Genomic DNA, 24,144 nt, shown 5'->3' with positions numbered 1-24,144 from the left:
GCTTGGGTTAATCGGGTTATGTTAGTTATAGAGTATAATTGTTACTTTATTTGTTCGCTTGTTTTACCAAATCTACGCTCTCTTTGTTGATAAGAGGCAACTGCTTCAAAAAGATGCTGTTTACGGAATTCTGGCCAAAACAAATCGTCGATAAAATATAATTCGGCATAAGCTAATTGCCAAAGTAGATAATTACTAATACGGTGGTCTCCACCAGTACGAATCATTAAATCTACATCGGGGGCATCTTCAGTTGCTAAACATTTGGCAAATGCCTCTTCCGTAATTTGTTCAACGGCTAATTCTCCAGCCTTTACTCTTGCTGCAAGTTGCTTGGTTGCTTGTACAATCTCCCATTTTCCACTGTAGCTTAATGCCAAAATAAGCGTCAGACCAGTATTATTTTTAGTAAGCTCAATCGAATCCTCTAATTTCTTACGTGCTGATTTAGGTAAAGAACTAAATTCACCAATGGTTTTAAGCCTTACATTGTTTTTGTGTAAATCTGGTACTTCTTCACCAATAGTTTTTACTAGAAGTTGCATGATACCATCTACTTCAAGTTTGGGACGATTCCAGTTTTCGGTAGAAAAAGTATAAAGAGTTAAATACTTAATGCCTAATTCTACGCATGCTTCTACGGTATCGCGAACAGATTTTACGCCATGATGATGCCCAAAAATACGTAAAGCACCCTGTTGTTTTGCCCAACGACCGTTGCCATCCATTATAACGGCTATATGAGATGGCAAATTGCCCAAATCAATGTTTTCTTTCACTGGTAAATCAATTATCATTTACAAATATCAACACACACCTGTGTAAAATGTGCAAAAAGGACTGCAAAGGTAGGAAAAAAGTATGTTGTTTGTTAAGATTTTATTGATTTGTAGTTGATTATGAAGATACTAATCTAAAAAACTTTATCTAAGCCCTTGTATTTGTACAAAAAACGCTTATCTACGAGGTCTTGGACAATAAACTTTGTAAATTATGTAGCTAATTGAAAAATTGGTGTAGTAATAAATGTCTTTTGCCTTAGTGCCTGGAATTTGGTATTTTAATAAATACTGAAATTTAGGGTTGCTTGGAACGACACCAGCAGGAAGAAGAATTTGAAACTTTCCGTCAGAATAACCAAGATTATCAATATAATCGCTAGTGGTATGCCTTGCTCCAAATTCTACACCCCAATTCCATCTATCTTTCCACTGCTTTTTAAAACCAATACCTAAAATTGCGACTTGTTCAGCTTTTCGAGTGCTATAAGGCGTAAAAACGGTTGGATTAATATCAGTTTTCAAAAAAGCCTTTGATTGAATATAAGTAGCTCCGTAGCCTCCAAATACGTAGGGGGTCCAGTTATTGACAATTCGCGAAGCGTTAGTACGAAAATTCAAGAAATTGTATTCAATTTGTGCACTTCCTTCGGCCAGATCAGCCTTAAAATGGTATTCACGTGCTTGATGATAAGGGTCAGAGCTCATGAATCGGTCATCTCCTATAACACTACCATACATAGCCTGAGCTTTAATTGATACTGCTCGACTGAGATTCATTCTTACAAACCCACTTCCTGCAGGACGAGCAATCAATGGCTTAAATTTAGGTACGACATCTCCTTTATATTGATTTACACCAATACTTCCTCCAACTTCCCATTTTTGTGCCAATAGGTTGAGTGACAATATTAATAGAATTCCCACCCATAAAATTCTACTTATTACCAACTTATAAATAATCATTAAGGATTAGTTTAATACTTAAATTTAAAATATTAAAGTAGTGTTATTTAATAGGCGGGCATTTTATTTGGCTAGTAATAACGTAGCTAAGGGTAATTTGTGTGACAAAATAAGAATCCCAGCGGCCAGTTCCTCTATCATAATTAGGGTATCCAAATGCAGCTATACCATCTGAAGATGGCGTACCTGCTGGCGTACGGAATAGGATATTGGTAGAAACATATTGAAAATCAGCTATACGATTTGCCCCCGTACGGGCAGTAAAGTCCTCGCCTGCTCGGTTCGATAGAATAGCCCCTAGTGGAGATACACCAGCAAGTGTGGTTAGGTCTGGAAAAGGAGCTTTACCCACGTCATCTAAATAATCGAAAGGTGTAATTCTTAGCCCGCCTTCGAAGTTCAAATCAAATTTTTCATTGATTTTTACTTTTAAACCTAAACCAACAGGCACAACGGGCTGAATTAAAGAATATGTTTTTGGAGCATTGGGGCTAACACCCTGCCCTGAAGTTTGTTTGTCTTTTAAGGTAGTCCACTTAACAACCCCAGGATTCGCAGGGTCTTCTACTTTAGCCTTAGGAGCATGCCCATAGAAACCCAAACCTAAAAATGCATAAGGCATAAGGGCACTTCTACCCTGAGGGCCTTTGCTATATTGTGGTAAAAGATTATACACACCTGTAAGCGTAAATTCTTTTATATCATTTCTGAAATGTAGGTTACGCAAAAAAGGCTGATAGAATTTTGCAAGATTATGCTGTGAATAAGTATAATCATCACCTAAGATTCTTACCCATGAGAAAGAGGCACGAACGCCAACTTGTGATGAGAATTGACGTGTATAATTGATGGTAGCATTCCAACGTACGTTGGTGATTAGACCATAATAAAAGTATCCATAGGGCGATAAATCTCCAAAATAGTGCGAAGTTCCTCCTCCGATACCAACAGTAGAATATTGATTAAGTTTATTTTTCTTACTAAAAATACCTGATTGTGCGAAATTTTCTTGTGTGAATAAAATCACTACCGAAAAACACAATAGGATACTATACATTAATCTCTTAGGTTTTAACAATTTCATACGGTATTAGTAAGGTTTGTCAAATTATTTAACGTAATCTTAAAATAAAATATTGTTAGTTTCTGGAGTCTATACCCCATTTTAGTTTATTTCTTAAAGTACTCAGAAAATCATCGCCTTCCATTTTCACCATCTTAGCTTTAAAGTTTTCTTTCTTTATGGTGATGGTAGCTTCATCGTCGGTGCCAATGATTTTTGCTCTGGAATCCATCGAAGCTAAAAAGTTATTACTTCTACTTTCTACTTTTAAAGAAATCACACTATCATCGGAGACAATCATTGGCCGTACAAACAAATTATGCGGACAAATAGGTGTAATAATAAAGTTGGCCGAGTGGGGCATAACCAACGGCCCCCCACAACTGAGCGAATAGCCTGTCGAGCCAGTAGCAGTGGCAACCATCAAGCCATCTGCCCAATAAGTGTTTAAAAACTCACCATTGATGTAGGCGTGAACTACAATCATTGAGGAGGTATCTGTCTTTGAAATAGCTATTTCATTGAGGGCAAAATTCGTGCCTTCCTCAAAAAGTTCTGACTGAGATTCTGCCGAAATCATGGTTCGCTCATCGATACTATAATAGCCATTAATGAGTTGATAGATTGTTCGTTGAATTTTTTCAGGAGCAATAGAAGCCAAGAAGCCCAATCGGCCAAAATTGAAACCAAGAATTGGAATCTCTCGCTTACCAACATGTGCAAGTGTTTCGAGAAAAGTTCCATCACCGCCAAGACTAAAAGCAAGGTCTGCATCAAAGATTTCATCAGGGCTAGCATAAATAGCCTTGCTATCTACACGAATACCAGACTGTAATAAAATTCGTTTGAAAGTATCTGAAACCTGAATATCTATCTTATGTTGTTGTAGCCCATCAAAAACCTGTTGAATGTAATTAACAGAATCAACGCTAAATTTTCGGCCGTGAATAGCTATTTTCATTTGAAAATCGCTCCCCCGCCCCTAAGAGGGAGTTTTTGAGTAGAATTTGTATTTGAGGCAAATACTTAATTTTGTGGCAAAAATACAAATGGTTTACTCAAAAACTAAATTCTTAAACACTAAACTGTGGTTTCTTTTTAATTTTATATTTTAATAAAGCATCTCTTATAATTCTACACTATCGCCTTGTGCAGGAATTTGGATATTTTCAAAACCTATTTTTTGTAGATGATTTTTAAATATTAACTGCGTATCTATTTCGCCATGTACTAAGAAAAGTTTTTTCACTTTTGAAGTGTCTTGGCAAGAAAGGTGTTTCATCATTTCTTTATAATCGGCGTGAGCTGAAAATGAATCCATTATTTGGATATCTGCTCTAACCTTAAAAGTTTCACCGAAAATTCTTACCTCTGGCGGTCGGGTTTTTAAAATAGCACCTAAGCTTCCGGGTGAACAGTACCCGACCATAAGGATTGTGGTTGAGGGTTTCTCAATATTATTTTTGATATGGTGTTTGATTCGTCCAGCTTCTGCCATTCCTGATGCCGAAATAATAATACATGGTTCTTTACTATCATTCAAAGCCTTTGAGTCCATGACATCACTTATGTAGTGTAAGTTTTCAAAGGCAAAGGCATCTCCATCATGCTTAATGTAGGCTAATATTTCTGGATTAAAACACTCCTCATTATTTTTCATAACCATAGTAGCTTTTACCGATAAGGGACTATCTATATACACGGGAATTTTAGGCAAAAGACCTTCGTGAGCCAATTGGTCAAGGGCATAAATTAATTCTTGTGTTCTATCAACCGAAAAAGCAGGAATTAGAAGTTTTCCTCGCTTCTCGATACATGTTTTATAAACAATTTTGAGCAGATGTGATTTCACATCAATCTCTGACTCATGGGTTCTACTACCATAAGTCGATTCACAAATTATATAATCGGCCTGAGGAAAAGGTTCAGGGCTTCGTAGAATCTTATCGTCAGGTCGACCAATATCACCAGTGAAGAAAAGAGTTTTATCATGATGAGGGTCTTCGAATGTTAGATAGATACCGGCACTACCTAATAGGTGCCCAGCATCATAAAACTCTACTCTTAGACCTTCTTCTATATAAAAAGGAGTATGATAATCAACTGTTTTGAATAGTTTTAAGGCTTCTTCAACATCTGCTTCTTCATAGAGCACTTCAAATGGTGCTTGGTCACGTTTGATTCGTCGTTGATTGATGCGTTCAAGGTCTTTCTCTTGAATATGTGCTGAATCCATGAGCATTATCTCGCACAAGTCTTTGGTTGCGGGCGTGCAGTAGATAGTGCCTTTGAAGCCTTTTCTGACTAATCTTGGTACGAGACCAGTATGGTCAATATGTGCATGGCTTAAAATGAGAAAATCTACTTCTTTGGGGTCAAAGCCAAATTGAAGGTTGAGTTCTGTTGTGCCAATACCTTGAAAAAGGCCACAATCTAGTAATACCTTAGTGCCTCTGTTGGTTGTAATAAGGTGTTTGCTGCCAGTTACCCTCTGTGCAGCTCCAAAAAATTGTATTTTCATAGTACCCCAGTTCTTTAGATGGATTGAGTTGACATGCAAGTAAGTGATTTTTTTACAAAAAAAACTGTCAAAATAGTTTTTAAAATTGAATTTGCTTTAAAATATCAAATAGAAAAAAGAGGTGAATAAAATTAATCATATTTGATTTTTCGGTTGAAGTAAAAATGAGTAAAGTTGCTAAGAATTAAAAGGGTTGATTGAAAACGTATCAACAAAAAAGCCGTAGTAACGAAAGTTACTACGGCCTAAGATATATTATCTCTTTCGAGAAATGATAGCTAATTACTCTTCAGAATCTTTCTTCTTAGAAAGTTTCTTTTTCTCACCTTCTACCATTGCATCTTTCAATGCTGAAAGAGCTGAAAGGTCACCAAGAGTTGATTTTTCTTCAGGAGCTGATGCAGCTACTTCTTTTCCACCTTTTTTCTTAGCTTCTTTCACTTCTTCTTTTGGAGCTTCCCAAGTTTTTGAGTGAGAAAGCATGATTTTCTTCTCTTCTTTGTGGAATTCCAATACTTGGAATGTCAATTTCTCACCAACTTCAGCTACCGAACCGTCAGCTTTTGCTAAGTGCTTCAATAATGCGTATCCTTCGATACCGTATGGAAGCTCAAGGGTAGCTTGTTTATCGTTTTTAGAGATAATAGTACACTCTTGGTCAGAACCTACAGTGAAGATATGCTCGAATGTATCCCAAGGATTTTCTTCAAGGTGTTTGTGGCTAAGAGCTAAACGACGGTTTTCAACGTCAAGTTCTAATACCATTACTTCAAGTGGCTCACCAACTTTAACGAAATCTGATGGGTGTTTGATTTTCTTAGTCCAAGACAAATCAGATACGTGTACTAAACCATCGATTCCTTCTTCTAATTCTAAGAAGATACCGAAGTTAGTCATGTTACGTACAGTACCAGTGTGTTTTGTATTCACTGCATACTTGTTGATAAGGTCTGGTTTAGTCCAAGGGTCTTCAGTTAATTGCTTAATACCCAATGACATTTTACGTTCGTCGCGGTCAAGAGTCAATACAACTGCTTCGATTTCGTCACCGATTTTCAAGAAATCAGATGGGTTACGTAAGTGTTGTGACCATGACATTTCAGAAACGTGAATTAAACCTTCAACACCTGGTTTCAATTCTAAGAAAGCACCGTAATCAGCGATGTTAACGATTTTACCTTTAACTTTCGAACCTACAGAAAGTTCAGCTGCTAAAGAATCCCAAGGATGAGACTCTAATTGCTTCATACCCAACGAGATACGTTTTTTGTCTTCGTCAAAGTCTAAAACTACAACTTTAATTCTTTGGTCAAGTTTCAATAATTCGTTAGGGTGGTTGATACGACCCCAAGAGATATCAGTGATGTGTAGTAAACCATCTACGCCACCAAGGTCGATGAATACACCGAAGTTAGTGATGTTCTTAACAACACCTTCCAATACCTGTCCTTTTTCAAGGTTAGTAAGGATAACTTGGCGTTGAGTTTCGAGGTCTTTCTCGATAAGAACTTTGTGAGATACAACCACGTTATCGTTTGTATGGTTGATTTTCACAACTTTAACTTCCATTTTCTTACCAACGAAAATGTCGAAGTCACGAATTGGTTTCACATCAATTTGTGAACCTGGCAAGAATGCCTCAATTCCATAAATATCTACAATCAAACCACCTTTTGTACGGCGTTTAACCAAGGCGTCGATGATAGCGTCTTCAGTAAATGATTTTTCGATGTTACTCCAAGCAGTCAATACTCTTGCTTTTTTGCGAGAGATAACTAATTGGCCCATTGCATCTTCTTGTTTCTCGATGAAAACCTCCACTTTGTCACCAACGGCAAGGTTTGGAAGGTCACGGAATTCAGAAATCGAAACTAAACCATCTGATTTAAAACCGATGTTAAGCAATACTTCACGGTCAGTGATACCTACTACCGTTGCTGTTACTACATCTTTTTCAGTTACATTAGCAAGCGTCTCGCTATAGAGTGCTTCTAATTGAGCTTTTTCGGTTGCTGAATAGCCTCCGCCAATACCTCTTTTGGTGACCTTATCCCAGTCAAAATCTGCAATTTGTGCTGCCATAATTTATTGAAAATTAGCCCTTTATACATCAACCAATCGGGCTAAATCGGTTGAAAATGGTTATAGATAAAATTTGTTTTTGCAAAAAGGAGTGCAAAGGTACTGATTTTTTCGCAAAAACAATATTTTTGAAGCCTTTTTTTGATATAAAAAACTGATTTTCAGCATAAAACTCGTTTGCTTTTATTAGGCAAGTGTTTCTCAGAACTTTGAAGGGTATGATAAAGAACTATCTTTGTGAAAAAATCAAAATAAGGTGAAAAATTATCCTTTATATTCTCATGAATACTTTATGGCAAAAGCACTTGATTTAGCCATAAAAGCGGGTGAGGCAGGTGAAATTCCAGTTGGAGCTATTGTTGTAGCAGGGGGAAGCAAAATAATTGGTAAAGGAAGTAACCAGACTGAGCAATTGTCTGATGTTACTGCTCATGCCGAGATAATTGCCATCACGGCAGCAAGTCAAAGTTTAGGAGCAAAATATTTAAAAGAGTGTACGCTATACGTTACACTCGAACCCTGCGTGATGTGTGCAGGAGCATTGCATTGGGCACAAATCGAACGCATAGTTTATGGAGCTTCAGATACTAAGCGAGGTTTTTCGAGAGTTACTCCGAATATACTTCATCCTAAAACGAGTGTTGTAAAGGGCGTTTTAGAAAAAGACTGTGAAATATTATTAAAGAATTTTTTCAAAGATTTGCGAACATAAAATTCAAACTTAGCGTTAAAGGCATAACACAGTTCGTACAATCGACACTATAAAATAAGTTCTAATATTTAAAATTTGTTTCAAAAAATGGCATACACACTCGACCCACTGCCTTACGCAAGTGATGCTTTAGAGCCACACTTCGATAAAGCAACCATGGAAATTCACCATGACCGTCATCATCAAGCATATGTAACAAACCTTAACAATGCTATTGCTGGTACAGAAATGGAAAGCTTATCATTGAAAGAGTTATTAGCAAATATTAGCAAATATCCAGCACCAGTTCGTAATAACGGTGGTGGCCATTTCAACCATGATTTATTTTGGAATATCCTTTCACCAAATGGTGGTGGTGCTCCTGCAAGTACTTTAGGTGCAGCTATTGACGAAACTTGGGGTTCATTCGATGCATTTAAAGATGAGTTCAAAAAAGCAGCTATTGGCCGTTTCGGTTCTGGTTGGGCATGGCTTTGTGTTGATGACCAAGAAAAATTGTTTATCACTTCTACTCCAAACCAAGATAATCCTTTAATGGATGTAGCTGAGAAGAAAGGTATTCCAGTATTAGGTTTAGATGTTTGGGAACATGCATACTATTTGAAATTCCAAAACAAACGCCCAGATTACATTGATTCATTCTGGAATGTGGTAGATTGGGACGCTGTACAAAAGCGTTATTCGAATGCTAAAAGGGTAATTCCAAATGCATAAAAATCCATTATTTGCACAAAAAAGGGGCTTAAAGCCCCTTTTTTTATGGTCAAAATAGTATTATGAATTACCAAAAGATAAATTAACAATACTAAATACATCAATTTTGCTACATAATAATTAGATTTGCGTTTTTAATAAACGCCCATTTAAAATACTTAGGCAACTACAAAATGAATCTAAAGAAACAGCTCATACGATTTATTCTTAAACTTAATTTTATTGCAATCTTCGGTTTCTGTGGTATTTCTTCAGTTTTTGCTCAAAACGTAGATGAAATATCCGATGAACAAATCCAACAATTCATGAAGCAAGCCCAAGAAAGTGGTATGACTGAAGAACAACTGATGGCGGCAGCGGCAGCCAAAGGATTTGGCTCTGCTGATATTGCCAAGTTTAAAGAAAGAATGATGCGTTTACAGGCTGATAAGAAAGGGGTAGGAAATGTAAATACAACCAATACGGAACGTAAACTAAACGATACATTAAATTTTCAGAAATTGAAGAGCACAACAATTAAAGAAGATAGCAGTGTCATCAGACGAGAAAAGTATTTTGGACTGAATTTATTTACTAATAAAAAAATTGTATTTGAGCCTAATCTCAGAATTCCAACTCCTAAAAATTATATTTTAGGCACAGACGATGAACTCAATATTTCAATTACGGGCTTTGCGGTTCAGAATTATAAAGCAAAGGTTTCGCCTGAGGGTACAATCCAGATAGATATTCTTAGCCCTATTTATGTGAGTGGTTTAACAATAGAACAGGCACGTGAGCGAATTATTAGTCGTCTCAAAAGCCGATTTGCTGGTTTGAATAGTACAGGAGGTGGTTTGTATGCAGATGTGACCTTAGGTAACATTAGAAGTATATCGGTAACAGTTATTGGTGAAGCTGTTCAGCCTGGAACCTTTACAGTGCCATCATTAGCTAATGTTTTTAATGTTCTTTACGCTTGCGGTGGGCCATCGGAGATTGGATCAATGAGAAATATTGAGGTTTTTAGAAATGGAAAATTGATCAGAACATTGGATGTGTATGATTTTCTTCTTCGTGGCGACCAAAAAGATAATATTATTCTTCAAGACCAAGATATTATACACATACCCTACGTAGGAGGGCAAGTGTCATTGTTAGGTGAGATTAGAAATCCAAAAATATTTGAGATAAAACAAGGTGAAACCCTAAAAGATATATTCGCATTTGCAGGTGGTTTTAAAGAGTTAGCTTATACAAAGAGTATCTCTTTAGAGAGAGTTACACCTACAGAAAAAAGAATTATTACAATTGTTCAGAATGAAATAGCATCTTTTATACCCCAAAAGGGAGATATATATACAGTTGGAAAAGTTTTGAATCGTCTTGAAAATGTGGTTACAATAAAGGGAGCAGTTTATAGAGAGGGAAATTATGAGTTGGAAAAAGGCATGACACTTAAGCAATTAATCAATATTGCTGAAGGGTTAAAAGAAGATGCATTTAAAGAGCGAGTTCTACTAAAAAGAGAAAGAGAAAATCTTGAACCTGAAATAATCAATGTAAATTTATCTGAAATTTTACTAGGTAAAAAAGAAGATATTAGTCTTAAACTTAGAGATACCGTTTTCATTAAATCGTATAAAGATTTACGTGAGCGTTTGACAGTTTCAATCAGTGGAGCTGTTAATAAAGCAGGGGTTTATGAGTTTGTAGATAACATGACAGTTTCTGATTTGATAATGATAGCCGGAGGTTTTTCAGATGGTGCTTCGGCCTCAAAAATTGAAATTGCCCGAAGAATAAAAGGCGATACCACTGGTGTGTCTAAAGAGCAATCAATAAAAATTGAAACAATAGATATTGATAGAAACCTGATAGGCAAAGAAAGTAAAAAACTAATGCTAAAACCATTTGATAGAATATACGTACGAACCTTACCACGTTATGAAGAACAAAAAAATGTTTCCATTGTTGGAGAGGTATTTTATCCCGGCCCGTATGCTCTAAGAGATAAGACAGAAAAAATTTCAGACCTTATTTACAAAGCTGGAGGTATGAAAAGCGAGGCTGACTTGGGTAGTGCTAAGTTTATAAGAGGAGGAAAAACCATAGGTGTTGACCTTCTGAAAGTCTTGAAGGATAGAAATGATGCAAATAATCTTGTCTTAAATTCAGGTGATATGCTAGAAATACCTCGAAAGAAAGAAACGATTACAATTAATGGGCAAGTGTATAATCCAACATCTGTACCTTTTAGAGAGGGGCTAAAACTAAAGAAATATTTAGATTATGCGGGTGGGGTAACTGACAGTGCATTTGTAAAAAGAACGTATGTGAGATACGGAAATGGTAGAATGGACCGTACCAAAAGTTTCTTGTTTATAAAATCATACCCTAAAATTGAAAATGGCTCAGAAATATTTGTTCCGGCAAGAAAAAAATATAAGTGGACACCAGCAGAACGTATTGCAGTAAGTTCGGCCATGGTATCAATTGCGACAATTTTAGTAACAGTTTTGAGAACATTATAATTATTAAAATAATATGGAAGAGGAAAAAGATGATCTGATAAATATTAACTTCGGTGCCCTACTATCGGTTTTCAAAAAAGAGATTTTAATAATTATATTAGCGACTTTAATCTTTACATCGGGTGGCGTTACTTATGCCTTATTGGCAAGAGAAGAGTTTGAAGCTTCAGGTAAAATATTGCCTGAAATGCAATCAAAAACAGGTAATCTTGGTCAATTAGCTGGACTAGCTAGTTTGGCTGGTTTTGATATTGGTGGTGCTTCTGGAAGTGGAATAGATGCAGTAAGACCAGATTTATACCCTGACGTACTGAAAAGTACACCGTTTTTTTTGAGTCTATTCAAGGTGAAAGTTAAAACAAAAGATAACCAAGAAATACCATTTGCCCAGTTTTATGATACTTTTGTTTTGAAAAATAAAATAAAACAAGAAAATACTAAAATTCAGTACCCTCAAAGCAATGAGTATATTACCTTAAGTTACCAGACCGAAAAGAATATAGTTGATCTAAGAAGAAGAATTAATGCTGTGTACGATAAAAAAACTGGTTTGATAACAGTAAATGCTAAATTTCCCGACCCTGTGGTGGCAACTTTGGTTACGAATTATAGTATGAATTATCTGACCCAGTACATCACTAATTATCGTACGGAAAAAGCAAAAAGAGATTTAAACTTTTTAGCAGAAAGACTTGATGCCGCTAAGGGAAAATACTATAATAATCAAGCCAAAAAAGCACAATATAGTGACCAATACCAGCTTTCTATGATGAAGTTACAAACAGCTGATTTACAAAGAGAAAGAATAGAATCTGAGTATAGAATCTCTTCTACATTTTATAATACGCTGTTACAAAAGTACGAAGAAGCGAAGTTAAAACTTCAGCAAGAAACACCTGTAATAAAGGTTTTAGAACCTCCTGTCGTACCTAATAAAAAGACAGAGCCTAAACGAGTGATAATTGTGCTAATTTCTGCGATTTTAGGCATAGTTTTTGGAATGATAGTTAGCCTAGTTAGAAAGAAAAATTATAAATTATTCATAAGTTAACATTAATAGACACCATGAAAGGAATAATACTAGCAGGAGGCTCGGGTACAAGGTTGCACCCACTCACGTTGGCAGTAAGTAAACAATTAATGCCAGTATATGATAAACCCATGATATATTATCCTCTTTCAATATTAATGTTAGCAGGGATAAGAGAAATATTGATTATTTCTACACCCCATGACCTCCCTCACTTTAAAAAGTTATTAGGTGATGGTTCGAGAATAGGGTGTAGTTTTAGCTATGCCGAACAACCAAGTCCAGATGGTTTAGCACAGGCATTTATTATTGGAGCAGATTTTATCGGTAATGACAGCGTAGCCTTAGTTTTAGGCGACAATATTTTTTATGGAAGTGGCTTAAGTAAGCTTTTACAAAGTAGTACCGATCCTGATGGAGGAGTTGTTTTTGCCTATCAAGTACATGACCCCGAAAGATACGGAGTGGTTGAGTTCGATGAAAACCAAAAAGCAATATCGATTGAAGAAAAACCTCAAAAACCTAAATCGAATTATGCTGTTCCTGGTTTATACTTCTATGATAATAAGGTTGTAGAAATTGCTAAAAATATTAAACCTTCTCCTCGTGGAGAGCTTGAAATAACCGATATTAATCGAGTATATTTAGAAAAAGGGAAGTTACAAGTAGGTATCATGAATCGTGGGACTGCATGGCTTGATACAGGAACTTTTCAATCATTAATGCAAGCTGGCCAATTTGTACAAGTAATAGAAGAGCGTCAGGGTCTTAAAGTAGGTTGTATAGAAGAAGTAGCATACCGAATGGGCTTTATTGATGCCAAGCAATTAGCAGAGGTTGCAAAACCTTTGGTTAAAAGTGGCTATGGCTCATATTTATTAAATCTCATAGCTTGATTTGGAAGAAATTAGTAATTATTTATCAGAAAATACCATTGCAGTTATTGGTTTAGGAAATGTTGGTTTGCCTTTAGCAACTGAATTTTCTAAAAAATTTACAACAATTGGATTTGATATTGATTCAAGAAAGATAGCGTCTCTTTCGGATAGCCATTCTAACGAAAATCTATCTTTTACCGATACTATTAATAATATTAGCCATTGCAATATCTACATTATTGCAGTGGCTACGTTTGTTACAGAAAGTTACGAACCCCAATTAGATGCACTCAAAGCAGCCACAACGGCGGTAGCTAAAATCTTAAAAACAGGTGATTTAGTCATTTTTGAATCTACAGTTTATGCTGGGTGTACCGAAGAAGTTTGTGTACCAATCTTAGAAAAAAGTGGTTTGACGTTTAATAAGGACTTCTCCGTAGGATACTCTCCCGAACGTATCAATACCGCTGATAATCTTCATGTGCTCTCAAATACAATTAAAATAACCTCTGGCTCTACACCCGAAGTAGCACAAAGAGTTGACCAACTCTATCGTTCGATTGTGAATGTGGGTACATACTTAGCCCCTTCAATAAAAGTTGCTGAAGCATCAAAAATCCTTGAAAATGCTCAAAGAGATATAAATATTGCCTTCATCAATAATGTGGCGGTGATTCTTACCGAAAAAAATATTCCTTTTGATGAAGTCTGGAAAGCCAGTAGTACGAAGTGGAATTTTATGAAATTTTCAACGGGTCTTGTTGGTGGAGATTGCCTACCTTTAGCTTCTAGTTATATCAATTTTCTTTCGCTTGAAAAGAATAATATCTTATCGGCGGCACGTGAAATCAATGATTCGATGCCAAGCAAAATAGCTAGCATCATTAAACAAAAACTACCCAATGAAAATTTGCGAGTATTGATACTGGGTATAAGTTATAAGCCCAATACACCAAGTATTAAAGGCTCTTTGGTTCCAAATCTTATTCATGAATTACAGGAAAAGTTTTTGAAAGTTGATGTGTTTGACCCCTTTGCAGAGCCTAATGATTTGATTACAGTTGATTATTTCGATGAAAAAACGCAACCGTACGCCTGTGTCATAAAAGCGGTCAATCATCGAATTTTCGAGAATCTTAATTATAACGATTTCTGTGATAATAATACATTAGTATTTGATATTAGTACATTCTCCTTCAAAAAACACTTACATAAGTAATGCAATGAATAATTTTTGTTGTTCGTAGCAAAGAAATTCCGAACTTTACGGTTTAACTGTATAAACAAAAAATCCGTAAAAAGTGTCATACATCGAACTCTCACTACAAATTGACCTCGATTTTGCTGAAATCATGATGGCCGAGTTAGCCGAACTTGGATTCGAATCATTCATCGAAACAGAGGATGGCCTAGAGGCTTATATTCAAGAAGATATTTTTGATGATTTAGCTGTAAAAAATCTAATCGAAACTTACGCCGAACGTACTGCCATTTCTTATTCTTTCAAGCAAATGGCTAAGCAAAATTGGAATGAAGAATGGGAGAAAAATTTTCAACCTATTTCGATAGGAAAGGATATTTATGTCCGTGCCGATTTCCATGAACCACAGTTTGGCTATCGTTATGAAATTATTATTACGCCAAAAATGTCGTTTGGTACAGGCCATCACGAAACGACTTCAATGGTGATGGAACACCAATTGAATATTCCCCACGAAAATAAAAAAGTACTTGATGTAGGTACAGGTACAGGTATTTTGGCAGTTTTGGCCGAAAAACTAGGAGCTAGCTATGTAAGTGCTTTCGATATTGATGAATGGTCGGTAGAAAATACAACAGAAAATATCGGTCTAAACAATACCAACAAAATTGAAGTTAGATTAGGCACAATAGAAGACGAGCCTAAGGATAAATATGATATCGTACTGGCAAATATCAACCGAAATATTCTTTTACAACAAATTCCTATCTATGCAACTTTTATGTCGGAAGGAGCATCGTTGGTGATAAGCGGATTTTACGAGTCAGATATTGCTGATATTCAAGTGGTTGCTGAAAAAGCTGGTTTAAAAAAAGTAGGTCAGTTAAGCAAGAACCAATGGGCTTCAGTCGTTTTTAAAAGTTAGACAAATTTTGTAAAATCGCTGATTTCTCCCTAATCGTATGAGGCAATTTAAAATTGTATGGTCAATATTCATTAGTTTGTTACCATTTGTATCAAATGCACAATTAATTAGGCTTTCAGAAAAACCTGAAACTTTTATCACTGATATTCAGAATGTAATGGCCATTGATAATAATTCAATTGCCATTGCTACTGGTAAAAAATTTGAAACTTATTGGAATAATAGGTTTAGTGCAGAACAGAAAAAAGCCTTGATTACCACGTGTAGAACTATGGGAACGCGTGGCCATAAAATGGCTCAATTTTACTTTTTCTTCAATATCTTAGAAAAATTAATAGAGCAAGAAAAATTTTCAGATGAAAAAATAAGTGGCTTTATTGAAACTACGCAAAAGTATGTCGATAGCTATGACCTAAAAACTTCAACTAAAATGTTGGAGTTGCTGAAGGATTTTCTTGAAAAACGCCGCCTTTATGTCTCAAACTTTAATAGGTTATATGCTTTCGGAGGAACATTTGAAATTAAGTTTTTAGATAAAAAAGCAGATACAACCACTCCAACCAATGCCCCTGCTAATCCTCAAAGTGGGCAAGCAGGAGATGCCACATTAGCAGAAAGTAAATACTTTGATGACTGGGATACCCCGCCTACGTCCGAAACGGTTATTCCTTCGGCTAATCTTAACTTTAATTCAGATAAGAAACCAATGCCCACACTTAGTGGTTTGGCAATTTTACTTAATAATGTTGATTTGGTAATGGCCACAGCCAGCGATTCGGTTGCCATAAGAAAAACAACGGGGGCGGTTTCTCTTAAAGATGGAATTTATGTTGGGAAAGAGGGTGCATTTACATTTGAAAGTGCCAAATTACCACAAATTTCAGTGGTTTTTACTGATTTTGCCTTTGATATTCGGAATCCTAAATTTTCGGCGGAGGAGGTAACTTTAACTTATACAGACCGTTTGATAGCTCCTATTAAAGGTGTTTTCGAATATAAAAGTGAAAAACGAAACAAGAATATTCCACCAACATATCCTAGGTTTATGTCGTATCAGAGTGATGCTCTGATTAAAAATATTGATAAAACTATTGAATATCGAGGTGGATTCTCAATGGTAGGGAGCAGGATTTTTTCATCTTCAGTACAAAATCGTTATTCTAATATTACGGTCAAGAAAGATGGCAAGCTGTTTTTTAAAGCAAGTAGTACTCGCTTTGAATTAAGCGACTCCTTGATTACCTCACAATTAACCAGCTTTGTTGCGTTTATTGAAAAAGATTCGATTTATCATCCAGCCGTTAAATTCAGTTATAATCAGAAAAATTACCTTCTACGTTTAAATAAAATTGATGTAGGTGGGTTTAAAGAGAGCACTTTTTCAGATACTTACCACCAAATGAATATCAAATCAGATGCGATGCGTTGGAATTTGAATGAAGGCAGAATGGATTTCTATATCGTTTCTGCTAAAACTCAAGTGCCTGCGGTATTTGAATCATTTGATTTTTATGATGTAGGGCGTGTAACGGCATTGAATAGTAGTGCAGGTTTCAACCCACTATTGATGGTTGGAAACTTTACGCAGAAAAATAATAAAGTAGTTTTTACACTCGATGAAATTGCTGCTTATAATAAGGTTCAAGGGAAAAGTATTAGGGGTGGCCTAATGGTAGCGGTTCAACAAGGATTTGTAGATTATAACCCTTCTGATGATATATTTAAGCTTACGAATAAAGGGCAACATTATTTACAAGCTTTTGCGGGAAAACGTGATTTCGATGATTTCTTGATTCCTTCAATTTATGGTAATAGTAAAGATTCAACCTCAAATGCAACCTTAAATTTGAATGACAAATCATTGATAATCAGAGGTGTTCGTAGATTTAATTTAAGTGATTCGCTGAAAGCCTATGTTTTACCATACGACAGAATTGTTAAGATATACAAAAATCGAGCATTTACGTTTAGTGGGCAGTTTAAGACTAAAAATTATCGTTTCTCAGGAAAAGATTTGCAATTTGATTATGAGAAATTCGCCCTAGCTTTCAATAAAATAGACTCTATTACTTTTATACCTCAAGATGTTTATCGAAAAGGTGGAAAAATAGAAATAGGAGGGCATATCAATTTCTTAAAACCAGGTACATTATTTCTGAATCGCCCAGATAATAAATCAGGGAAGTTATATTTACCACAATATCCAAGGTTAAAAATTGATGAAGGTCTAGTGGTATATTTCGATGAGCCAGCTCGTGGTGAACGCAAATATGCCAGAGACGTGAGATTTGAAATACCCAAAGTCGATTTTGATAGCTTGTCTGTCAAAGACATTGAATTTGAGGGTACTTTTTATTCTGGAAATATCTTCAAACCATTTAAGGAAGTTCTACGAATTATGCCAGATACTACATTGGGTTTTATGCATAAAGTACCTAATGGAAAGTATAATGTGTTTGGTAATGAGACCTCTGTGAAATTTTCTTCTGTATTGGCTATGGATAGCAAAGGTTTACATGCCGAAGGAAGTATCAACCACTTAGCAGCAAGCATTACAGCCAAAGAGATTCGTTTTATGACTGATTCTTTAATAGCTTCAGGGCAGCTAGGAAAAGTAAATGAGGGTGTGTTGAAAGGGGCTTATTTCCCACAAGTTGATATTAATGATTATACTCTCAAATGGAAACCAAAGGCAGATAGCATGATAATTGCTTCTAAAGCTGGATTTAATTTCTATACAGGAACTTCTTCATTGAAAGGTAAAATAGTCGTCCGTGCTGGGGGTTTGTTTGGTATTGGTAAACTTACTCGTACTGACTCCGAAACGGCTTCAGACCAGTTTAAATTTAATAAGGAAGGGTTCATCGCCGATAAGTCGCAGTTTAATGTAAAATCTACTCAAGCAACAGCAAAATCGGTTCTTTTGGGTAAGAATGTAGATGTGAAGTTCAATGTCATTAATAGTATCGTTAATATCGCCACAAATCAAGGTAATTTTAATGATAGCACAGGCTCTACTCTTGAATTTCCTTATGCGGCATACCGAACCAACATTGATAGGGCAGAATGGAATATTAAAGCCAAAAAAATTAGCATGAAGGGAGATGTCGAGACTTCTGTCTTTACTTCAATGAATGCCTTGCAACAAGGATTGGCATTTAATGGAAACTCGGCTGTTTATGATATCGACCAAATGACCTTGAACATTGGTGGTGTACCATTTATTAAATCAGCCGATGCTAAAATTATTCCTAATAAAGGACAAGTGGCCATTCGTAGAGATGCTGATATGTTACCATTCAAAAATGCTCGTTTGACAATTGATACCTTAAATGGGTATCATAATTTAATCAATGGAAATATTCAGATAGTTTCAAGAAATAAGTTTACAGGTGATGCTACTTATCAATTTGTGAATGTAAGAAAGGATACCTTCAATATTAAAATGGGCAATTTCGAATTGAGTGAAATGGCAATGGAGGGAGAAGCTGCTAGGAAAGGCAAAAATACAGGGTTTTCGACAATGGCTCGAGCAATGGTAACAGAGCGTGATGGTGTGTACCTTTCGCCAAAAATGCTTTACAAAGGTGAAATAACCATGCTTGCACCAATTAAAAACCTCTCTCTTGATGGTTATATTATTCCAGAACTTAAAAAATATCCAAAACTGGGTGGCTACTGGATAACCTACAAAGGAGATAAATCGGAAGAAATTCGGATTAACGTTGATAAAAACTTAAAAAGTGGAGATACTCCTATTTTTGCTGGACTACATTTCCGAACGACAACTTCTTCTAATGGATTATACCCAACTTTCCTCTCTGCCAAAGAAGTTGATGAAGACCAAGATGTATTTTTAGCGAGTGGCGTTTTTAGAAGAGATGAGCCGAATAAGCTTTTCAACATTATTCCTGAAGAAGGACGCTCCCTGATGGCAAACAAATATGAGCTTTTAGACGAGAAAGGTATAATTTATTTAGAAGGTAAGTTTAATCTCTTAAATGAGAAACTTGCACAGTATGTTCAAACATCTGGTTTTGCAAAAATTAGATTAGATACTGCCAATCACGAATTTAATACGATGATGCTCGTCAACTTCCCAATTGCTCAGCCTTTGTTGGCGAATATGGCCGAGAAAATTGTGAAAACGAACCTTGATTTAGGTGTAAATGAGGCTGCCATTGAATTAAATTCACCTGAATTAATTAGTAAAATAGCCAAGTTTGTGGGCGATAAAGATATTGATGAGTACAAGGCAAAGTCGGCAAGAGAATATGTGCCATTGTTTAAGTTTTCACCGAAATTTATCAATACAATCGTATTTAGTGATTTAAAATTACTTTGGTCGCCTAAATACAACTCATATAGAAGTGTAGGAAAATTAGCTATCTCAAATATTGGAGAAACAGATATTAACGCCAAAGTAAATGGATACGTTGAAATTCGTAAAAACCCAATTGATGGCGATGAAATGTATATTTTCTTGGAGCTTTCGGGCGAAAACTGGTATTATATGGGTTATAAAGATGGACAAATGGGCTTAATTTCTTCAGATGATTCTTTTAATGCTATTACAGCCAAAGCTGATAAAAAGAAAGGGAAAGATTACCAAGTAATTGCGGTTGATTTTGCGGAAGCAATGCTTTTTAGAAAGAGCTTCTTAGAAACTTATAGAGGAATTAAGGAAAAACCGAAAGCAGCTGGTGCAAAACCAACAGATGCTAAGAAATTGGCCGATGTACCAAAAGATGAGGCACAAAAGAAAGAGGATAAAAAGAAAAAGCCAGAAGATGAAAAAGATGGTTTTGAGTAATTATAAATCCATAGTTGAGAAAGAGAAGCCTATTATAGGCTTCTCTTTTTATTTTTTTGGTTGGCAAAGAAATTGCTATATTCGCTAATTGAGAACTCAAACTCATAAAAAAATGGCAAAAAACAAATACACAACCAAACAAAATCAAACCCCACATACTTCAATAAATTCTCGGGTGGTAGTTCAACAAGCCCCTCTCAAAGAAGGTTTTTCATTGAGCCCAACTACGGCCTATATCATTTTAGGAATTGCTGTGTTACTGGCCTTTGTTGGAGGCTTCTCAAATGGTTTCGTCAATTGGGATGACCAAATGTATGCCACTGAAAATACGATGATTCAAAAGCCAACCTTTGCAAATCTTATTCGTTTGCTTACGGTAGAATGTGCCTTAAACTACCATCCACTCACGCTTGTAACGCTCTGGTTTAATTCGGCATTATTTGGTCAAGGCTCTACTTCTTTTATCGTTACCAATACACTCATTCACATTATAAATACATTTCTTGTTTTTAAGTTTACGCAACAACTGAGTCGAAATAATACCTTAGTGAGCTTTTTGGTGGCTCTTTTTTGGGGTATTCATCCAATGCACGTCGAGTCGGTTACATGGATTTCTGAGCGAAAAGATGTGCTCTACACAATGTTTTTCTTTTTAGCATGTATTCAATATGTAAAGTATTTGGAAAAAAATGAGCGTAAACTACTTATTTATTGCTTCATTTTATTTATTCTTTCTTGCTTATCGAAAGCAATGGCGGTGGTATTACCATTAGTTTTAATGCTAATTGATTATTGGTTCGATAAAGGTTTCTTAACTGTAAAGAATTTAACTCAAAAAATACCATTCTTCATTGTGGCTTTATTGTTTGGTGCATTAGCTGTTCATGTGCAAGGTGGAGGAAATTTAGGAGGCAAACTTGAAAAAATGACTTTAGATGTAGCTTTAAGTGATGCTCTCACTTTGGGCGATAGAATTAAGTTTGGCTTTTATGGTTTCTTGGTATATATCTTTAAGTTGTTCATCCCAATTCGCCAACATAATTTTTATGCCTATCCAAGCCCAGATAAATATGGAGCAATTCAGTATGTGACGGCCCCAATTTGGGCATTGATTATTTTGGGGGGAACGGTGTTTTTCTATCGTCGAAAAAAGGAAGTATTTTTTGGAATAATGTTTTTCTTTTTCACGATTGTTTTAGTGCTTCAATTTCTATCGGTAGGTGGTGCTATATTGGCGGAGCGTTATACTTACATACCTTATTTTGGAATTATATTCTTGGTTTTTTATGGACTTTATCAGAAAATTTCGTCAAAAAAACTTTTATTCTACGGAGGATTACTTTTAGCCCCTGTGTTTATATATTTAACTTATAAACAAACACTTACCTATAAAGATACAGGCACATTATTTTCTAATTCCTATAAATACGAACCAGAATCGCCAGTTGTAAATGAAAATTTAGCGAATCATTTTGGTCGTTCAGGAGAAATCGACCAAGTAATTCGTTATGGCGAGTATGCTGTTTCAAAAGGAGTTCAATCGTATGCACTGATGGGTGCTTTGGCGAATGCGTATTATTTAAAAGGAAATATGCCCAAAGCACTCGAACTTTACCAAAAAAGTATTGATAATTCGCCTGAGCATAGAAAATTTGTAGCTTATTATAACCGTGGAATTGCCAATCGTGATGCTGGTAACTATGCCCAATCTGCTGCTGATTTCACGAAGGCTATGGAACTTGGACAAAATAGAAATACTTATCTACCATTTAGAGCCTTTGCCAATTTAAAAGCTAATAAATTTCAGGAGGCGTATGATGATTATTCTACTATGATTAATTTGGGTATTGCGGTAGATACAGCCTACAATGACCGTGCAGTAGCAAGGTATAGCATGGGCGATAAACAAGGAGCAATTAAAGATTTGAAGGAAGTAATGAAACGAAATCCCAATTATAAAGATGCTCGCGAAAACCTAATTAAATTAGGAGTTCAGCCATAAAACAAAGAGCCTCATCAATGTATTGGTGAGGCTCTTTTATGTTTAATCTGAGAAAAATCTACAAATTCACACCACGTCTCCACGGAATGAAATCATCTTGACCTAAAAGTTCGGCTTTTGTTAAATAATCTCCGTTCGCAAGGCCAATCAACCAATTTAATAAAGATTCGGCATTTTGCTCAATGGTTTCTTCTCCCGTAATGATTTTACCACAGCTAAAATCAATAATATCAGGCATTTTTTCGGCCAATTTATTATTAGTTGAAATCTTTACAGTAGGTGTAACCGGATTGCCTGTTGGCGTGCCGAGGCCAGTTGTAAATAATATAAGGGTTGCACTCGAGGCCGCCATACCAGTTGTGGCCAACACGTCATTTCCTGGCGTGCAAAGTAAATGTAAACCTGCGTGGGTTGGTTGTTCGGTATAATTTAACACACCAGCTACTGGGGCATTACCTCCCTTTTTGGCAGCACCAGCCGACTTAATAGCATCAGTAATGAGACCATCTTTGATATTTCCAACCGAGGGGTTCATGTCGAAGGTTGCCCCTACGGCAGCCGCTTGGTCAGAATATTCTTTCATTAAATCGGCAAATTTCTGTGCCTTTGCTTCATCAACACAACGATTAATGAGTTCTTGCTCAACGCCACAAAGTTCAGGAAACTCAGCGAGGAGAGTAGTGCCTCCTAAACTAACCATGATATCTGAGAGATGACCAATGGCAGGGTTTGCTGAGATACCAGAGAAACCATCAGAGCCTCCACATTTTAAGCCAATAGTTAATTTGCTTATTGGGGCTGGCTTACGAGTTTGCTTATTCATCTCTACAATTCCTTTGAAAGTTTCACGAATCGCATCCGACATCATGGCGTGTTCGGTGCCATAAGTTTGTTGGTCGAAATACAAAATTGGACGATCGAAACTTGGGCAGCGTTCTAAAATGGCCTTTTTCAAATAATCAATTTGCGATTTCTGACAGCCTAAACTCAAGACAGTTACCCCCGCTACGTTCGGGTTTACAATCATTCCTGCGAATAAATCACAGAGGGCGTCGGTATCTTGGTTGGTACCGCCACAACCAGTTTCGTGGGTTAGAAACTTAATTCCATCGACATTTGAGAAAATATGCGATGGCGAAATCTTAATATTTTCGCTGTTAGGGTCACCTAATTTGATAGCATCAAAAGCAGCTGCATCACCAGAGTTATAGGCTGAAAGTAGCTCACGTACTTGATTACGATAGATTTCGGGTTGAGCATACCCAAGTTCACGCTCAAACGCATCTTTCATAATCATAATATTGCGATTTTCGCAAAATACCAAAGGAACAACCAGCCAATAATTTCGTGTGCCTACGCTACCATCAGTTCGGTGATAGCCGTTGAAAGTTTTATCTTTCCAAGCATCAACGTTGAGGGGTGTCCATGGAGCGGCGGGTTGACGTTTTTCTACTGAATACTGTTCTGATTCGTGTTTGAGATTGAAAGTAGTAATCTGAGCCCCACGTTTGATAGGTTGTATAGCTTTTCCTACCAACACGCCATACATGGTTACGTGTTCACCAATGGCAATATCTTCGGTGACAAACTTATGTTTGGCCTCAATATCATGTTGAATTTCGTAATCAATTCCTTCGTAATTAATGACTTCCCCTGCTTTTAAATTTTGCAAGGCTACTATTACGTTGTCGTTTTTATGTAGTTTTAGAACGGTATGCATAGAAGAGTCAGGCCCCCAATATTATAGGTTGAATAATTATTTTAGCAAATGTAAGTCAGATTTATTTTTTGTTCCAGAATTGACGAGTAATTTTGAAGGGTAAAAGTGGCATTTTAGGCCTAAATATCAAAAAAATATTAGAATTAAGTCATTTTTCACAAAAACTAATTTTGTAAAAAAAGCTATTCTAGACAAAAAATCATCATTAATCTATTTTAATCATAG

General features: G+C 36.1%; 16 protein-coding genes. 9 read left to right on the top strand and 7 right to left on the bottom strand.

Annotated features, from left to right (window positions below; genetic code table 11):
* Positions 1 to 41: 41 nt before the first annotated feature.
* The 6 genes from uppS to rpsA form a co-directional block, all read right to left on the bottom strand.
* Positions 42 to 779 (bottom strand): undecaprenyl pyrophosphate synthase, encoded by a 738-nt coding sequence (gene uppS / locus EMTOL_RS07290; RefSeq protein WP_041693979.1) that lies wholly within the window; start codon positions 777 to 779, stop codon positions 42 to 44.
* Between the two features lie 177 nt (positions 780 to 956).
* Positions 957 to 1,745, bottom strand: coding sequence for a type IX secretion system protein PorG (gene porG / locus EMTOL_RS07285; protein WP_015028629.1), 789 nt, complete (start codon positions 1,743 to 1,745; stop codon positions 957 to 959).
* Positions 1,746 to 1,788: 43 nt separating this feature from the next.
* On the bottom strand, positions 1,789 to 2,802 hold the full coding sequence (locus EMTOL_RS07280; RefSeq protein WP_041693457.1) for a hypothetical protein: 1,014 nt from the start codon (positions 2,800 to 2,802) through the stop codon (positions 1,789 to 1,791).
* 82 nt (positions 2,803 to 2,884) lie between these two features.
* Positions 2,885 to 3,769, bottom strand: a complete 885-nt coding sequence (locus EMTOL_RS07275; RefSeq protein ID WP_015028627.1) for an NAD kinase — start codon at positions 3,767 to 3,769, stop codon at positions 2,885 to 2,887.
* A 165-nt stretch (positions 3,770 to 3,934) separates the two neighbouring features.
* Positions 3,935 to 5,329 (bottom strand): MBL fold metallo-hydrolase, encoded by a 1,395-nt coding sequence (locus EMTOL_RS07270; RefSeq protein ID WP_015028626.1) that lies wholly within the window; start codon positions 5,327 to 5,329, stop codon positions 3,935 to 3,937.
* Positions 5,330 to 5,611: 282 nt separating this feature from the next.
* A complete protein-coding gene (gene rpsA / locus EMTOL_RS07265; RefSeq protein WP_015028625.1) occupies positions 5,612 to 7,411 on the bottom strand; it encodes a 30S ribosomal protein S1 in 1,800 nt (599 codons plus the stop codon).
* A 256-nt stretch (positions 7,412 to 7,667) separates the two neighbouring features.
* Here rpsA and EMTOL_RS07260 point away from each other — a divergent pair, with 256 nt between their 5' ends.
* From EMTOL_RS07260 to EMTOL_RS07220, 9 genes are all read left to right on the top strand, one after another.
* Positions 7,668 to 8,123 carry a nucleoside deaminase gene (locus tag EMTOL_RS07260; RefSeq protein WP_015028624.1) on the top strand — a complete coding sequence of 152 codons (456 nt, stop codon included), beginning with the start codon at positions 7,668 to 7,670 and terminating at the stop codon, positions 8,121 to 8,123.
* A gap of 87 nt (positions 8,124 to 8,210) precedes the next feature.
* Entirely contained in the window at positions 8,211 to 8,837 is a 627-nt protein-coding gene (locus tag EMTOL_RS07255; RefSeq protein WP_015028623.1) for a superoxide dismutase, read from the top strand.
* A gap of 173 nt (positions 8,838 to 9,010) precedes the next feature.
* On the top strand, positions 9,011 to 11,350 hold the full coding sequence (locus tag EMTOL_RS07250; protein WP_015028622.1) for an SLBB domain-containing protein: 2,340 nt from the start codon (positions 9,011 to 9,013) through the stop codon (positions 11,348 to 11,350).
* Positions 11,351 to 11,363: 13 nt separating this feature from the next.
* Positions 11,364 to 12,401 carry a Wzz/FepE/Etk N-terminal domain-containing protein gene (locus tag EMTOL_RS07245; RefSeq protein WP_015028621.1) on the top strand — a complete coding sequence of 346 codons (1,038 nt, stop codon included), beginning with the start codon at positions 11,364 to 11,366 and terminating at the stop codon, positions 12,399 to 12,401.
* 14 nt (positions 12,402 to 12,415) lie between these two features.
* A complete protein-coding gene (gene rfbA / locus EMTOL_RS07240; protein WP_015028620.1) occupies positions 12,416 to 13,276 on the top strand; it encodes a glucose-1-phosphate thymidylyltransferase RfbA in 861 nt (286 codons plus the stop codon).
* A 1-nt stretch (position 13,277) separates the two neighbouring features.
* Complete coding sequence (locus tag EMTOL_RS07235) at positions 13,278 to 14,477, top strand: nucleotide sugar dehydrogenase (RefSeq protein ID WP_015028619.1); 1,200 nt, start codon at positions 13,278 to 13,280, stop codon at positions 14,475 to 14,477.
* Positions 14,478 to 14,559: 82 nt separating this feature from the next.
* A complete protein-coding gene (gene prmA / locus EMTOL_RS07230) occupies positions 14,560 to 15,384 on the top strand; it encodes a 50S ribosomal protein L11 methyltransferase (protein WP_015028618.1) in 825 nt (274 codons plus the stop codon).
* A gap of 37 nt (positions 15,385 to 15,421) precedes the next feature.
* The gene (locus EMTOL_RS07225; RefSeq protein ID WP_015028617.1) at positions 15,422 to 20,197 is read left to right on the top strand and encodes a hypothetical protein; all 4,776 of its coding nucleotides are present in this window, start codon (positions 15,422 to 15,424) and stop codon (positions 20,195 to 20,197) included.
* A 112-nt stretch (positions 20,198 to 20,309) separates the two neighbouring features.
* Positions 20,310 to 22,199 (top strand): tetratricopeptide repeat protein, encoded by a 1,890-nt coding sequence (locus EMTOL_RS07220; protein WP_015028616.1) that lies wholly within the window; start codon positions 20,310 to 20,312, stop codon positions 22,197 to 22,199.
* Positions 22,200 to 22,257: 58 nt separating this feature from the next.
* On the opposite strand, the gene EMTOL_RS07215 is transcribed toward EMTOL_RS07220, so the two are convergent.
* Positions 22,258 to 23,919 (bottom strand): UxaA family hydrolase, encoded by a 1,662-nt coding sequence (locus EMTOL_RS07215; RefSeq protein ID WP_015028615.1) that lies wholly within the window; start codon positions 23,917 to 23,919, stop codon positions 22,258 to 22,260.
* Positions 23,920 to 24,144: the final 225 nt, after the last annotated feature.

This window comes from Emticicia oligotrophica DSM 17448, from assembly GCF_000263195.1.
GTDB classification, from domain to species: domain Bacteria; phylum Bacteroidota; class Bacteroidia; order Cytophagales; family Spirosomataceae; genus Emticicia; species Emticicia oligotrophica.
This window is presented reverse-complemented; position numbering and strand designations above follow the sequence as displayed.